The sequence below is a fragment of the Paraburkholderia fungorum genome (assembly GCF_003610895.1).
In the GTDB taxonomy this organism is placed as follows: Bacteria; Pseudomonadota; Gammaproteobacteria; order Burkholderiales; family Burkholderiaceae; genus Paraburkholderia; species Paraburkholderia fungorum_B.
On the sequence record NZ_MCAS01000037.1, the window covers coordinates 1 to 14,481 of the forward strand.

Annotated in this window: 12 protein-coding genes; 5 read left to right on the forward strand and 7 right to left on the reverse strand. The window is 60.1% G+C overall.

Annotated features, from left to right (window positions below; all coding sequences use genetic code 11):
• From BCY88_RS28940 to BCY88_RS28950, 3 genes are all read right to left on the reverse strand, one after another.
• Window positions 1-1,165 (reverse strand): cytochrome-c peroxidase (locus BCY88_RS28940; RefSeq protein WP_120347593.1); only part of this gene is annotated, 1,165 nt, incomplete at its 3' end.
• 8 nt (window positions 1,166-1,173) lie between these two features.
• Window positions 1,174-2,403, reverse strand: coding sequence for an alkaline phosphatase family protein (locus BCY88_RS28945; RefSeq protein ID WP_120347594.1), 1,230 nt, complete (start codon window positions 2,401-2,403; stop codon window positions 1,174-1,176).
• Window positions 2,404-2,530: 127 nt separating this feature from the next.
• The gene (locus tag BCY88_RS28950; RefSeq protein WP_259461542.1) at window positions 2,531-3,514 is read right to left on the reverse strand and encodes a helix-turn-helix transcriptional regulator; all 984 of its coding nucleotides are present in this window, start codon (window positions 3,512-3,514) and stop codon (window positions 2,531-2,533) included.
• A 102-nt stretch (window positions 3,515-3,616) separates the two neighbouring features.
• Between BCY88_RS28950 and BCY88_RS28955 the strand changes: the two genes are divergently transcribed.
• The 4 genes from BCY88_RS28955 (at window position 3,617) to BCY88_RS28980 (ending at window position 6,992) form a co-directional block, all read left to right on the forward strand.
• Window positions 3,617-4,267, forward strand: coding sequence for a glutathione S-transferase family protein (locus tag BCY88_RS28955; protein ID WP_120347595.1), 651 nt, complete (start codon window positions 3,617-3,619; stop codon window positions 4,265-4,267).
• Between the two features lie 195 nt (window positions 4,268-4,462).
• A complete protein-coding gene (locus tag BCY88_RS28960) occupies window positions 4,463-4,723 on the forward strand; it encodes a DUF6723 family protein (protein ID WP_120347651.1) in 261 nt (86 codons plus the stop codon).
• A 105-nt stretch (window positions 4,724-4,828) separates the two neighbouring features.
• Window positions 4,829-5,422 carry a hypothetical protein gene (locus tag BCY88_RS28965; protein ID WP_120347596.1) on the forward strand — a complete coding sequence of 198 codons (594 nt, stop codon included), beginning with the start codon at window positions 4,829-4,831 and terminating at the stop codon, window positions 5,420-5,422.
• Window positions 5,423-6,308: 886 nt separating this feature from the next.
• Window positions 6,309-6,992 (forward strand): hypothetical protein, encoded by a 684-nt coding sequence (locus BCY88_RS28980; RefSeq protein ID WP_259461543.1) that lies wholly within the window; start codon window positions 6,309-6,311, stop codon window positions 6,990-6,992.
• A 76-nt stretch (window positions 6,993-7,068) separates the two neighbouring features.
• Here BCY88_RS28980 and BCY88_RS28985 read toward each other — a convergent pair whose 3' ends face one another.
• The gene (locus BCY88_RS28985) at window positions 7,069-8,316 is read right to left on the reverse strand and encodes an MFS transporter (RefSeq protein WP_120347597.1); all 1,248 of its coding nucleotides are present in this window, start codon (window positions 8,314-8,316) and stop codon (window positions 7,069-7,071) included.
• 108 nt (window positions 8,317-8,424) lie between these two features.
• On the opposite strand from BCY88_RS28985, the gene BCY88_RS28990 reads away from it, so the two are divergent.
• Window positions 8,425-9,306: a LysR substrate-binding domain-containing protein gene (locus BCY88_RS28990; protein WP_120347598.1), complete on the forward strand. Its 882-nt coding sequence runs from the start codon at window positions 8,425-8,427 to the stop codon at window positions 9,304-9,306.
• 3 nt (window positions 9,307-9,309) lie between these two features.
• Here the strand turns inward: BCY88_RS28990 and BCY88_RS28995 are convergent, their stop codons facing one another.
• From BCY88_RS28995 to BCY88_RS29005, 3 genes are all read right to left on the reverse strand, one after another.
• On the reverse strand, window positions 9,310-9,825 hold the full coding sequence (locus BCY88_RS28995; protein WP_120347599.1) for a hypothetical protein: 516 nt from the start codon (window positions 9,823-9,825) through the stop codon (window positions 9,310-9,312).
• A 325-nt stretch (window positions 9,826-10,150) separates the two neighbouring features.
• Window positions 10,151-11,773, reverse strand: a complete 1,623-nt coding sequence (locus BCY88_RS29000) for a hypothetical protein (RefSeq protein ID WP_120347600.1) — start codon at window positions 11,771-11,773, stop codon at window positions 10,151-10,153.
• A 246-nt stretch (window positions 11,774-12,019) separates the two neighbouring features.
• A complete protein-coding gene (locus BCY88_RS29005) occupies window positions 12,020-14,434 on the reverse strand; it encodes a hypothetical protein (RefSeq protein ID WP_120347601.1) in 2,415 nt (804 codons plus the stop codon).
• Window positions 14,435-14,481 lie beyond the last annotated feature (47 nt).

Genomic DNA, 14,481 nt, shown 5'->3' on the forward strand with positions numbered 1-14,481 from the left:
GCGTAAGCGGCTCGTCGGTGGTATCGACGTTCACGCGCAGCGCAACGGGCAGGTCGTTGAATTTATCGACTCTGCCGTGTGCGTCTTTCGGGTACCACTTCGCCGGATTCGTGTCGCGCTGCACGTAGAAACGCAGCGCGTCCTTCAGCGTATGGAAGCGGCCATTGTGGAAAAACACCTGCCGCGTTGCTGTATTACGCAGCGACACTGACTTGAAAAGTCCGCAGTTGCTCGTGTCGCTCGACTGGTCGGTGCGCAGCGGCCCGCATAGACCCATATCGAAGTACTTCGGGTCTGCATTCGCACGCAGTTCCGGATTGCGCGGCACACCGAGCGCCTGAAAGTTGAAGTCGGTGAAAAGCGGATGCGAGCCGTCGACACCCACCTGGTCGATGTGACAGGAGGCGCAATTGCCACCCGCCGGGTCATCGAACAGTTTCTTGCCTCTCAACTCTTGTGCCGTCAGTTGGACCTTGCCGTCGAGGTAGTAATCGAACTTGCTGGTGTAAGGATGGAAGCTCGGGTCTTCAAGCTCGAAACGCTCGATGGCGTACATCGCCTGGGCGAACGCTTTCGTACGGTCGGCGAAAATGTTCTGACCGAACACTTCCCTGAAACGTGCGGCATATGGCGCCTGCTCCAGCTTCGCAAGCACGGCCGCCGGATCCTTGTTCGCCATCTCGTCCGGGTTGAACAGCGGGAAGCTCGCCTGATCGTGCAGGCGGTTAAAGCGCCCGTCCCAGCCGAAGCCGCCAACCGGCGCGTTGTCCGTCTCGCTCAGCCGCTCGGACAGGCTCGCTGCCTGCGCGTGACTCCACATCGGCGTGCGGTTCAGCACGTAGCGCAGGCTTGGCACGGCGCGCGTGCCTTGGCGGTGCATGTCGGGCCCACCGAATTGCGCGGCGAGCCCGTTAGGCGGCCCGTACGCGTGCGACGGGCTATGACAGCTCGCGCACGACATCTTGCCCGACGCCGACAACGACGCATCGAAGAACATCAGCTTGCCGAGCGCCGCGGCATCGCTGTAGGCCGGCTTCGCGCCGGCCGCCGCCGGCGCAGGCGCGGCTGTTCCCGCGCACGGCAAGCTCGCTGCACCAATCAGCGCTGCGAGCGCCGCCAGCCGCGTGGCTGTGCGTCCGGTAAATCGCGTTGCAAAAAACGGCATCTGATCGCTTACAGGTTCGTGAAGATGTCGTTGCCGAACCCGACCAGACCGGCCTGCCCCGCGTAGCCCAGATGTCCCAGCTGGAAGATGTCTTCAATGCTCTTGAGCATCGAGTAGTGGTTGTACTGCACCGTCGACACCGTACCCGGCTTGATGAACTTCGAGATCATCACCGCGCCGGTCTGATCGCCGCCGAAGCTCTGCTTGGTCAGATTGATCGTCAAACCCTTGTACGCCAGCGACGAAGTCTGCGGGAACGCCGGCAGATTCGGACCCGGCTGCTGGCTGCAGCAGGTTGAGCCGGCGAAGATCAGGTCCTCACCGGATGCCGATTGCGTCACGGTGGCGTAACTGCTTTCGTCGAAGTTGATGATCAGCAGACCGTCCTTCTGAAAGGCCGGCGAGGCGGTGATAATCGGCACCCACTTCTGCAGGAACGTGTTCGCGCTCGTCAGTCCGCCCGGTTGGCCGTTCACGCACGGCGAATCATGGCCGTCGTCGCACAGGTTCGGCGTAATCAGGTTGAAGTTGGCGGTGGTCGAGATCGACTGCAGATCGGTCGTAAGCTGGTTCAGGTTCACGACGCTCTGGCCGCAGCCCGGCGAATCGATGATCGAATGGAAGTACATGAACGGGTTGTGACGCGTCGCGTATTGATCGCCCAGCGGAACGGCCGCGCTCGGCGCTTCGGCCGATTGGGTCAGGTCGGTCGTGTTGAGCGTCGGGTGCCCGCACGTCGCCGCTTCACGTGTCGGGTCGTTGCCCATGTCGCCTTCATAGCCCTTCCAGGTGTAGCCCGCGGCCGTCAACTGATCGGGCAAGGTCTTGACGCTGGCCGGGTACACGCAGCCCGAGCCGATCGCCTGGCCGTCCGGCGTCATACCGGTGAGCTTGTAGTCCTGATAGGTGATGCAGTCATTGTCCGTTTCCGGCGTTGGCGCCTGACCGCTAATCATCGAGATGTAGTTGTCGAGACTCACGTGGCCCGTGCCGTAGTACTGCTGGACCATCGCGCCTTGCGAAGCCAGTGTCTGCGACAGATACGGCGCCTTGCTGTTAGCGCCGAACGTGGTCGCATAGTTTTCGTTTTCGAGCGTGATGACGAAGACGTGCTGAATCTGCGGCTGTCCGGTCGGCTTGAGCGACGAGGATGACGAGCCGCACGCGGCCACGATCAGACCAATTAAGGCCGCGCAAACGACCATGAAGAAAGCACGCAACCCACTGCGCTGTGACATGTTTTTGCCCTTGGGGATTAGAGTTTTATTCGCGGGCAAACTCTAGGCAGCACGTATGACGTCTACGTGAATCACGCCTCATACCTGCAGTATGTCGGTCATTCAACGCCGCATATGAGGCGAGCGCTTACTGCGCGTACCGGCGGTGCAAGGCTGCCGCCACTTCGGCGAAATGGGCGCGCAACTCGGGCGGCGCCAGCACCTCGGCCTCGGTGCCGAAGCGCAGTAGTTCCGCGCAGGCCTGCCTGATCGAGCCGACCGGCAACGTAACCATGCGCCAACCGTCGGCCGGATCCGGTTCGCTGATTTTCGCGGCAGCGCGGGCGAACGGTGAGGTAAAGACTTCGAGCATCTGCATGCCCCACGGCGACAGGCGCAACGTTGCCTCGCTCGCATGCATCTCCTCAGACAGCCGCTGCGTGCTGTCTTGCCAGAAAGCGGTCAGATCGAAAGCGGGTGGCCGCTCGAAAGTCTCGTCCAGTCTGCTCAACTCGAGAATGCGCGAAATTCGGTAGATACGGTTGTCCGTGCCGACACGCCCAACCACGTACCAGGCGCCGCTTTTCAGCACGATGCCGAGCGGTTCGATCCGGCGAGATTTTTCGGCCTTCCAGCTCTGATACCGAATCTGCAGCGGATGCTGATCCCACACCGCGCCGGCAATCAACGGCAGGTTCGCGGGCTGATCCGCATCGGCGAACCAGGCCGGGGCGTCGAGATGGAAACGCGAGCGCATGCGCTCCGCCGTCGAGCGCAATTCGACCGGCAACGCGGCCAGCAGCTTGGTTTGCGCGCCGGCCATCACGGCCCCGAGACCGAGCGCCTGCACGGGGCCTGGCAAGCCCGCGAGGAACAGCGCCTCGGCTTCCTGCGACGACAGGCCATTCAGACGCGTTCGGTACCCGTCTAGCAGACGGTAACCGCCTTCCGCGCCACGTTCGCTCTGAACGGGAACGCCCGCGGCACTCAGGGCGTCGATATCGCGATAGATGGTGCGCAGCGAGACCGCGCATTCATCAGCGAGCGATTGCGCGCTCACTCGTCCGCGTGCCTGCAAGGTCATCAGAATGGAAAGAAGGCGGCTGGCTCTCATGCCGACAAGTTTAGTCATACCTGACACAAACTGACAGGTATGGGCGCATAGCATGAGGCCATCCGGCGCCAGATGAGCGCTGGCCTTTCCTGTCAGACACTCACTCAGAGGGATCCCACCATGACCACCGACCGCTCGATCACGCTGTTCCACTCACCGCAATGCCGCTCGGTCAGCGCACTCACACTGCTCGAGGAGCTCGGCGCCCCATATCAGTTGAAGGTGCTGAACATGAAGGCCGGCGAGCAGCGCAAGGCGCCGTATCTCGCGATCAATCCGCTCGGCAAGGTGCCGGCGATCCTTCACGGCGACGCGCTGATTACCGAACAGGTCGCCATCTATATCTATCTGGCCGACCTGTTTCCCGAGGCGGGCCTCGCGCCCGCACTCGACGATCCGTCACGCGGGCCGTATCTGCGTTGGCTGGTCTACTACGCGGCATGCTACGAGCCGGCGCTGGTCGACAGGGCGATGAAGCGCGAACCGGCGCCGCCCTCCACCTCGCCGTACGGCGATTTCGATTCGATGCTCGGGACCGTGACAAGCCAGTTGCAGGCGTCGCCCTATCTGCTCGGAGACAGGATCTCGGCCGCGGATATCTTGTGGGGCATCGCGCTGCATTGGGGAATGATGTTCAAGCTGGTGCCTGAGACGCCGGTCCTGCTCGAGTACGTCAAGCGCATCTGCTCGCGGCCGAGCTTCGTGAAAGTGGATGAGGGGGATGTCGCACTAGCGGCCGAACATGAGGCCGCGCTCAAGGCCGCTGGATGATGCCGGCCGCCGGACCTGCCGTGGCGCTCCAGCCTGCGCAACGCAGGCGATGGCCGGCTGGCTGAACGGGGATCCGGTTCGATGCGCCGGGATTTGAGACAATGGGGACCGCCCGGGAATATCTTCCCGGGACAACCGGGCGCACCTCGACCTTTCGGCAGGTACCGGCCCATTGAACAAGAGATGTTTTCAGGTATGAGCAAGACCGCATTCATTCCCAGTGTTCCGGCGAAGTCCGAGGACGAGTTTGAAGTGTCGGCGACGTCGAAACTGGCCGGCTACCGGCGCTTTTTCGGCGTGCTGAAAGTGGTTCGAACCACCGACGGCCGTGTGCTGTTCCCGTTCGACGGCGCGCCGGAACTCGGACCCTACGCGACCAGGCTGGAAGCCCTCGCGGCGGCGCAGGTATATGGCGAACACATCGTGACCAGCGACCTGGCGCGTCCGGAGTTGTGAACGCGCAAGCGTGATCGGCTTCGGGTTGTCTCGCCTGGTCAGGTGGATCGGTCAGGTTGGTCACCCGTATTTGTCGTTTTGCGGTGCTCACTTCGGGAGCAACGAATGACTCGTCTGCGCAAAATGGGCCCATCAGCCCTGGTTGTCTGGTGTGCGGCTGCCCTGACGACAGCCGCTTTCTGTCAGTCCGGCCTCGCACAGGACACCAGCGCCTATGCCAGCCAAACGGCGCTCGGAAAAGCCGAGGTCGTGCACGCCCAGGTCCGTGTCGTAGCGATCCACCCCGCCACCAACAGCGTCACGCTGCGTGGTCCGTACGGCCATCTGGCGGATGTCGACGTCAATCCGCAACTGGCCGATGTCAAAAAACTACGGGTCGGCGACAGGTTGAACGTGGCATACCAGCAGGCGCTGCTGCTTCACGTCGACAAGGTGACGACCCGCGGTGTTCGCGAACGCATCGAGACAACGGTGGCGATGCCGGCTTCAGCGGGGTATGCGTCGTCGGCACACCGCGTGCAGATTGTCGCGACCGTGTTGAAGATCGATCGCAAGAGCCGGATGGTGACGCTGCGCGGACCGAAGCATCAGCAGGTACTGCGGGCGGCAGCGAGCATTCCGCTCAATGAGTTGAAGGTCGGCGACAGCGTGCGGGCGGAGTTCGTTTCGGCCGCCGCGGTGGAGGTGGTGAGGCAATGAGCGAGTGAGGTGTGCTGTCGAGGCCGTCACGGGAACCATCGCGCTATTGCCGATGTGCATTCAGGCTTGAGTCAGGTACGGTTTCTCAGCGACGCGGAGAAAGCCGGCCTTGAGAGCAGGCGCAGGAGCGCGTTCTCGAAAAGCGCAAACATACTCATGCAGGCACAATGACAAACTGCGGCCAGGTTTTTGAAGTCCGCTCACCAATGATAGGAGTTCAAACCATCAACGGGATGCAGTTCATCGATGTCTCCCGGCTTTATCGCCCTAACGCAAACTGCCGATTCGTCAACGGTCAATACGCCGGCCGCCAGACTATTGGATGCTTGCCGCTCTGACAGACTTCATCCACACGCCCTCCAAATGGACCTCTGGATTCAACCTTGTGCACAGTGTGCCGATCTCTACGGGAAGTCGGCGACAGAGCTTCCGCACCCTCACCTCAAGCTCAGCGGTGTCGGCGCGGTGAAGGACGCTCGAATAGAAGAGCATTACACCTGTGTCCGGTGCCGTGCGGCGTTTGCGCGAATACTTGCCGGACCACCGACGCGGCAAATCTGGTTGCTACTGAATGCCGGCCAGCATTAACCCAGCGCTCGCTCGAACCCGCCACAACGTGTGACTGCACCCCTGCTGTTCAACGGTGAAAGCCCGCAGGCCCATTTTGTGCTCACCTCTGCAAACGTCGCGACTGTCCTCTTTTCACGAGGGGTGAAGCAATCGGTGAGCGCGTGTGTTTCGAGACGTTTTCTCACGCGATAACTTGCGCCGACCTCGTGACAGAAGTCGCGCCGGCGAGAAAAAAGGGAACTCGGCGGCGGGAAATCCTCAAACCTAACCAGGCTATCGCTGATGCAATAGCAGCAATTACTTTCCAGGAGGACGGGTGCATCTGAGACGACATGTGGTCTTGTTGCTGGCAATGGCCGCGTTGGGTTCGACCGCTGCATGGGCGAGTGATATTCAATGTGCGACCACGCGGCAACCGGCGGAGCGCGTGATATGCGACCACGCCATCCTGAACAACGAATACGACGACATCGCCGCGCAACAGCAGGCTCTCCTGAGCGGCGGCAAACTCTCGCCCGGACAACTGGCCCAGTGGCGGCAATCGCGTAACGCCTGCAGCGACGTCCACTGTATCGACACCGTATTCGCGCAGTGGAAAGCGATGGCCAGGTCGGTCGAAACACGTTCCTACGCTGCAGCGGCTCCGGTTATCGCCCCGGCTACCGCCATGGCCCCTGTCGGACCTGCTTCGGAAGCAGTCGTTCTTCCCGCATCCCAGGCGTTAGCGACATCGGAAGCCTCTCTTGTGCGCCAGGGGAGCGCCGCCGGCGTGGCGCTTCCGAAACCGGTGGAACCTCAAGCTTCTTCGCCAACGGTCGCGTCTGCTCCCTCGGCCGCGAGTGAATCGCGTGGCACAACCGGCATGACCAGCATGAGCGGGGGCCTGATGGCGGCTCTGATCGTCGCGGTTGGATTCGGTGCTTTCTTTCAGCGCCGCAGGAGAAACGGCGGAAGCACCGTGAAACCATCAGCTAATGTTCGCGACAAGGACAAACGCTGAGTCGACCGCACGGAAGGGCACGCCGAAGATGCGCTGAGGCGGCCAACCGATTCAGCCGCCACGATCCGAGGCGTGTCTATTGTGGCTCGGCCGCGTACGCTTCGATGCCCTTTCGTCGGCCAGGAGCAAAGTACCAAAATGCTCCGACGCTCTGAACGACGATGAGAGCCGCCCAGACCATTTGATGCGCGACGACCGGGTAACGCCCCTGGTCTGCGGTCCAGTGCCCAAGCGCTGCGCCAATCGCGATTTGCGCCGCAAAGATTCCGACGAAGATGACCAACGTGAACGTCGTATTCACGCGACCCAGCAGACGCGCTGGAAAATGCTCGGCCAATACCGCATAGGTGAGAATGCCGGTGCCGCCCAAGGCCCCGTAAGCCGCCCACAAAAGCGGCTCGGGAAGCGGAACGCGCGCGGCGAGCAGCGCCTGAACGATGACGAACAGCGCCATGGTGACGCCCGAGAAGGTCTGCACACGAACGCCACGCCGCTCGAATGCCCGGGCAAGTGCGCCGAAGCAGATGTTGCCAACGATGAAAGCGCCCCCGAGCACCGAAATGAGCGCGCCCACCCGTGCCGTGCCGCTCGCGGCGCCGGCAGGCGCGACGTCGCGCAGAAACGCGCCGACCCACAGCGACTGCATTGAATAAAACACGGCCTGAGTGAGCGCGGAAAACGTCGCGACTTTCCAGAAGGCGTGGCTGCGAAGAATATGGAGCGTGCCCTTCAACTGGTCCAGCACGCTCGCCTGAGTGGCGTTCTGGCCGGCGGCGGGTGCGCCAACCCAGATGACTGCGGCGACACAAGCGGTCAATGCGGCGAGCCCGAGGCTCACCGTTCGCCACGGTGCGAACGTCAACAGGAAGGTCAGCGGTGCGCCGACTGCCACGCCGCCGAGGCCTCCAACCGCCATCACAAGACCATTGACGAGCGTGAGTTGAGCAACGGGGAAATGTTGCGCCGTGGCCTTGAATGCACCGCCAAGACACACAGAGGCGCCCACGCCGATGAGCAGGCGCCCGACCATCATGCCGGTCATGCTATGGGACAGCGCGAAAATCAAGGCCCCCGCTGCTGCGAACAACAGAACAGACGCAGTGACCCGGCGTGCGCCGTAATGATCGAGCAGGACGCCTGCGGGAATTTGCGCGCCTGCAAAGCCGAGGAAGTAGACGCTCGTCAGTGTTCCGAGGTCGGTCCCTGTGAGCCCCATCTCGTGGGATAAAAACGGGGCAAAGCCGAGATTGACGCCTCGAAAAAGGTAGGAAATGAAGTAGCCGAGCGCGAACACGGCGAAAACGCGCAACCTGGTGGCGGTCATGATGCAGTCAAAACCCGGAGACAAACGCTGGGTTACCGATTATTCGCGATCACAGTGCGTCGAGCCAGCGAGAGATTTGCGACGCAATTGTGAGTAGAATTTGACGTCATGCCACGCGATATCCCACCTCTGCAGGCGCTACGAGCGCTTGAAGCCGCTGCCCGACGCCGCAGCTTCAGCCGCGCTGCGGAAGAATTACATTTGACGCACAGCGCGATCAGCCATCATCTGCGCGCGCTCGAAACCGAACTGGGTGTCGAGTTGTTCAAGCGCGTGGGCACGCAAATGATCCCCACGGCCGCCGGTGCGCAGCTAGCCGACCGCGTTCGCCGCAGCCTGGACGATTTGCGGGATGCGCTTCAGGCCACCCGCCCCGGCGTCAACAGCGTGACGCGACTCGAGCTAAGCGTCATGTCCGACTTCGCTTCGGTCTGGCTGATTCCACGGCTGGGTGACTTCTATGAGCGTTATCCGAACGTCGACCTGTCGCTGCACATGCATGCGGACGTGTCCCCGCCCGACCCCTATCCTTTCGACATCGGGATTTGGCATCGGCGTGTCGAAGAGCCGGGGTTCCAGATTCGCAAGCTTCTGGATGATCAGGTGGTCGCCGTATGCAGCCCGGCGTTGCTAGCCCGGTACCCGGACTTCCGCCTGGAGCAGCTTGTCGACATGCCGCTGCTGCGTTTCTCACGCCGAGGCTGGCGCGACTTTTTCGAAGCCGCGGGGATTCAGGGTTCGGAACCGGTGCGCGGCCCCATTTTCGACGACCCGGGCCTGCTCCTGCACGCAACCGTCGCCGGTCAGGGCGTCGCGACGGCTCGTCTTCAGATGGCTCGGGATTTCATCGAACGCGGCGAACTGGTCCGCTTGGGACAGGTGCAGATTCCGGCGTCGCTCGACTACTTCTTCACCTGGCGCGACGGGCATCCTAGAGAAGACGCCATTAGCCAGTTCTACCGCTGGGTGAAATCCAGGTTGGCGAAGTGAGGGTCACGACCTTGGTTCGGGCCAGGGCCAGCCTTTCTTTTCGATGCGCGCATCTGCATCCGGGAGCGGCACGGCCGTGACCGGCGACGCTTGCGGAGCCGTCTCATCTTTGCCGTCGTGCAACGAACCGGCGCGAGCGCCTTTTCTGACTGTCGGCAGCCCCACTCCAAACCACGTCACCTTTTTCTGCAATTGCGCGGCGTAGGCTGCCCAGCCTTTCGGGTTGCCGGCAAAGAGTTCGCGCTGAACCGTCGACGCCAGTCCCTCCCGGTTGAGCTCCGCCTCAAGCAACTCTCCTGGCCACCCGAAGAACGCGCTCGCAACGCGCGAGGTAAATTCGGCCACTGTCATTTCTGGCGCCAGCGTCCGGAGGAACTCGAAGCGCTGCAAGGAAGCTTCGTGTTGCACGAGGTGCGCTATCGGTGCGGCAGGTTTGTCCACCGTGACCAGGGAATTCAAGGCATTGAGCACATCGCCGAGATGAAGCAGCAGTTCTCGTCTATCAAACCGGTCGTCCATTGCAGTAGGTCCGTTCATTTCTTCCTTGGCTGGAGAGGCTCCGTTGTGCGAGGGGGCGCCCTTCGCCCACCTGCCTCACGTTCGACGCATCCCTATTGGGTAGTTCGACAAAGGAAGACCCACAAGAAGCCCATCCAGGAACACTAGTGGCAGCTTCTAACAGTTGTACTTAAAGGCGCTAATTGTCCTTAAAGGTTCGAAAAATTCTTATAAATCAACGGCCCGCTCGACCATCAACCTTGCTGCCGCGAACGCGCCCGTGTTGTACCTGGGAAAGTCCGTTCAGTTAGCGCAGTTCTAACAGTTATGCTTAAGCTTGAACTCGTCAGGCCGGACTCTGGTCTGCCTCGTTGGGGTCGCCCATAAAATCGTCGAACGAGAGGTGTGAAAACTTGGCAGCAGCCTGAGAAATCTTCCGCTTCGAAACCGGATTGATGACATCAATCGGAGCCGCCATCGGATGCTCCAGAAAGTGTTGCTTCACGACCTTCCGAAGGTCGGGGAACTTCTTCACCGATTCTTCGATGTCGTGCTTAAGCACGACCTTGATGTTGTACCGGCTCGGGTCCACGTTTGCCTGTGCGTCCGCGATTCTTCTTTGAGATTCCGGCGAAAGCTCGCCAGTGAGCCACAGTTCGAAAGTGAGCGTGAGATTCTGGAACTCGGGATTGTCGAGCGTTTGTCTTCGGACGCTCGGGATGCGCTTGGTCAGCCAGGCCTCAATTTCTTCATCCGGCAATCGATTGCCGGGTATCAGCCCTTTGCATTCAATGAATCGAATCTCCTGGCCTGGCACGCCTACCCTGACGTCTACTTCCGCAACGTCCTTGCCACCCTTACGATAAATAATGTTCATGGCGATGCTGGCGTTGGCCACCGTCCTCCGCATCACGTCTGCGACGATGAACTCAAACAGCGCCCCACGGAGCGTGCCAGCGGCGCCCCCGACCTTTCCAAGCTTGTCGAACAGCTGAGAGAATTTTTCTGGGTCGATTGCTTCTGTCGCTGCTTGCACGAGCGTGCCGCTCAATTCCATCAGTGCTCGGGCTACGTCCGTACCGAACAACGACTCTGTGGTCGCGGGAATAATTCCTTCGCGCCGGATAGCTTCGAGGGCTTCGCGGGTATAGCGGTGGGCGACGAAGAACTGCAGGGTGCGAACGTTGCGCACCTGGCGTAGCGTTTTGCATTTGTATATGAAGGGCTGGAGGTCGTTCAACCCGACCTCATCCTTCAAGAGCACGTCCAGAACCATAAAACCGGGTTTTGGGCGGCCGGCGCTCCAAGTCGCAAGCGCACTGACATATGACGGCGCCGTCAGGTCCCACTGAAAAACCGAGACGGTAGGTGCGGCGCCCACTTGGCAGTTTCGCAACTTGAAGCTCCCGTAGCTGCCGAGCCCCAGCTTCGCCGCCCACTCCTGAACGGACTCGAGCAGCACGGTTTCCGCTATAAGTCGAGCGCGTATCCCAGGGAGCAGTTCATCAAGCGACGTGTCCTTCTTGGCGAATGCGAAGCACTCGCCCAAGCCTGGCACTTCTATGGTCTGGAACAACTTGGTGTCCACAAGGTCCTGCCAGACACGTTCGAACGAGATTTGCCGGTCGCCGGACGAGATGCCTGCCGCCGATGCTAGATGTGCCAGCGGAAGTAGGCCGCCGCGCGCACCAAGGGCTCGAATCACTCGCGCGTAGGCCCCGTTACCTTCTTGAAGCGCTTCGGCTAATCGCGTCCAGAATTTAGTGCTCCCGTATTGCGCAGCGGTATACAGAAACTTGGCACGGCGGGCGAATGGCAGCTTCAGCTCGCGCACTGACTTGCTTCGCCGTTCGACTTTCTTTCGAGCTGCTGCGGGCGTAATGCCCAACCATGTTTCAAGACCGACAGCAAGCTGGCTGCTTAACTGCGGCCCCTCTTTAGCCAGCAGTTCAAGGATTTCATCACTCATTGCTTATTTCCTGTCACAGAGCGCAATTTATAACCATAAGGCGGAGTGACTGCGGCTCGCAAATTTTTGTTTGAGCCGTCAAAAATATTGTTTAAAAACAATTGCTTGACAGATGTTCTCAGATTTCTGTCGTCAGAATTCGTGCGGAACGCGGTCACAGTATGCCTAGCAACTCGTCGATTGCCTCCATACCGCTCCGCCCCCGAGGTGAGCGCTGGGACGCTCGCTGGAGGCGGGGCTGGACGCCTACGCGCCGAGGCGTTGCGATGCGGCGCGCAAATGTGCGGCCAAGATTGCGTCGTATTCATCGTCGAAGTCAGCATCGATAACGACCGTGCCATCTTCGGTGAGGAACACCTCCGACTTTACCGCCTCGTACCGCTCCTGTGCCTCATCGACATTTGCTGTCACGCCCTCCGCTCTTGCAAAGCGCTTCCTATCCTGACGAATCTTGGCGTTCTTGCGAGCTCCGCGAATGGTCTCGGCTTCGAGAACGGTATCCACCGTCTGGTTAGAGCGCCGGTGGTGGTCACTTAACTTCTTCTGCTCCTTGTTGGTGAGCACGTTGATTTGGTGGCGATGCCTGCCTTTCTCAACTTCATCCTCTGTCATAAGTGCAGCGTCATCCAAGTTTCGAAGCTCAAGAGCTTTCCAGGTAACCCTTTCGAGCATCAACTCATCTTGCTCCACAAGTCTCAACTCGCCGCGGTTACCGCGATTGTCCCGCCACTGAAGCGTCGTCGCATGAACTCCGACACGCTTGTACTCAATTTTCAACTTCTCTGACTTGCCAACCCGGGTGGCCATAAAGTCATCGTAGTAGTTGTCAAGCTCATCAGACCTCCATCGCATCGAAAGGTAAGCAACCTTTCCGCCGCGAACCGTACCGTCACGCCAGGGGATGAACTTCTCCCAAGCCTCGCGCTCAGTAAGTTCGACCTTTTGGTCGCCGATGCGCGCGGTCTGGTGGTACGTCCAGAGAGCGGTAGGATTGATACGGTGGCAGCCGTTCATGCGCATGGTCTCGCTCCGCAGATTGCGTTTCTTTGCAAAGCGATTGACGTGCTGGATGGCCAGCAGGACCAACTCCTCCAATTGCTCCACCGTGATGGGGGTTTCATTTCTTGCGCGGTCGCGAAGGTCCTTCGAGAGAATATCGCGTTGTCGAGTGTAGGCACCGCGCGCTTCCGCCATAAGCCGTAACATGATGCCGTTCAGGCTCTCACCGGTTCCCTTTTTCTCGCCTGCTGCAGGGGGCGCCAGGTACATGATGAGATGCATCTCCTTACACGCCGTGTCGATAACGTCGTCGCTCGCACCTGCGCCATTGTCGACAAAGACGCCATCGATAGACCCATGCGGCAAGTCCTCGACGTCGTGGAGACCGAGTTCCCGGGCACGCGGGGCTTTGTCAATATAGATGGATGCTATGCATCGGCGAAAGGATTCATTGTCCTCGCCACTCATCGCGATTTCATACCCGACCACAGCTCCAGTCCGCCGAGAGACAGCGAAGATGATGGTCACGAAGATTGGTTCAATCTTATCAGCGACGAGCGCCGCGACAGGAACCTTGGCAACAAAGCCATCAACGTCAACAATTTCGAGACTCATGTCCAGGGTCAGGTGCGTCGCCTGCCCGGACTTTGAGGATAGATATTTCCGCGACAGCCGGCGACCAAGTTGTCTGCGTTTGGCGTCCGTCGCCGCAAGGATGTATCTGTTGACGTGGTAGAGGAACTGCTTCCAGCTGGGAATCAGGCGCTCGGGATACTTCTCATACTGGTCGCTCACCATCGCGCTGTACGTGTTCGTGAGCGTCATCTTTTCGCCGATGAAGTATTTTTCGATAGCTGCGACAAATTTGACGAAGTCTGCTGGACGCACATGGGTTTTGCGCATCATTCGCGGATGCCCCAGGTACTTAGTTTTGTCGTCGGCGATTTTCTCCAACCGCGTGCTCGGGCCGGGACGCCGGGTGTTTACTGCTATGCGCTGTTGGCCTGCTCCGCCTCTACGGTCGGTTCGTTTAATCAGTGCGCGCGGTACGCCACCGTAAGCGCAGTGTCTGTAGAAATATTCGAGGATTGTGGACTGGTAACCTGGAGGCTGCCCCATGTTCTGCCAGACGTGACGCAGCGCCTCCCTCCTGGCGTTCGGGTCGCTCAAGATGTACGGATTGAACATGTCCTTTGGTGCACCGTTGTAGTCGACCGTAACATCCGAATAGGCCTTGACGATAGACTTCCTACGGTCAAGGCCAAACAAGCTCGCATCGGAGACAGGAATAGACTCCTTTTGGATTTCGTCCGGCGTGAAAATGTCTGAAATGGAGTAGACATCGTTCAGTGGGTCTTCATCACCGTCGAGAATCCATCGCTCCCAATGACCACCTCCGTATAGTGTGCCGCTTCCGCTTCCCGCGACCAGACGGAGAACATAGAGGTGGCGATTGTTTGCGTCCCACGTTACTGCCCGATAAAAGGCCCCCCCGTTATCACGTCTGCGGGCAAACAATTTCATTGGAACCAGCCCGGAGGGCCATGCTCGCCGATGGTAGCTTTCAATGATGCGTGCTGCGAACGCTTCGTCCGTAATGATGCGAGGCGGAGGAACGGGCGAGCTTTCCTTCGCCGCGGGAGGCATGATATGCGAGCGCATGAGCTTCTCCTTGAAGCACGGCCGTCTGAAGCGCCGGCCTGAATGAA

Coding starts and splice junctions, on each gene's coding strand:
- BCY88_RS28995 (WP_120347599.1), bottom strand. CDS start 9,825: ATGGACGACCGGTTTGATAGACGAGAACTGCTGCTTCATCTCGGCGAT.
- BCY88_RS28960 (WP_120347651.1), top strand. CDS start 4,463: ATGAGCAAGACCGCATTCATTCCCAGTGTTCCGGCGAAGTCCGAGGAC.
- BCY88_RS28990 (WP_120347598.1), top strand. CDS start 8,425: ATGCCACGCGATATCCCACCTCTGCAGGCGCTACGAGCGCTTGAAGCC.
- BCY88_RS29005 (WP_120347601.1), bottom strand. CDS start 14,434: ATGCGCTCGCATATCATGCCTCCCGCGGCGAAGGAAAGCTCGCCCGTT.
- BCY88_RS28985 (WP_120347597.1), bottom strand. CDS start 8,316: ATGACCGCCACCAGGTTGCGCGTTTTCGCCGTGTTCGCGCTCGGCTAC.
- BCY88_RS28950 (WP_259461542.1), bottom strand. CDS start 3,514: ATGACTAAACTTGTCGGCATGAGAGCCAGCCGCCTTCTTTCCATTCTG.
- BCY88_RS28955 (WP_120347595.1), top strand. CDS start 3,617: ATGACCACCGACCGCTCGATCACGCTGTTCCACTCACCGCAATGCCGC.
- BCY88_RS28945 (WP_120347594.1), bottom strand. CDS start 2,403: ATGTCACAGCGCAGTGGGTTGCGTGCTTTCTTCATGGTCGTTTGCGCG.
- BCY88_RS29000 (WP_120347600.1), bottom strand. CDS start 11,773: ATGAGTGATGAAATCCTTGAACTGCTGGCTAAAGAGGGGCCGCAGTTA.
- BCY88_RS28965 (WP_120347596.1), top strand. CDS start 4,829: ATGACTCGTCTGCGCAAAATGGGCCCATCAGCCCTGGTTGTCTGGTGT.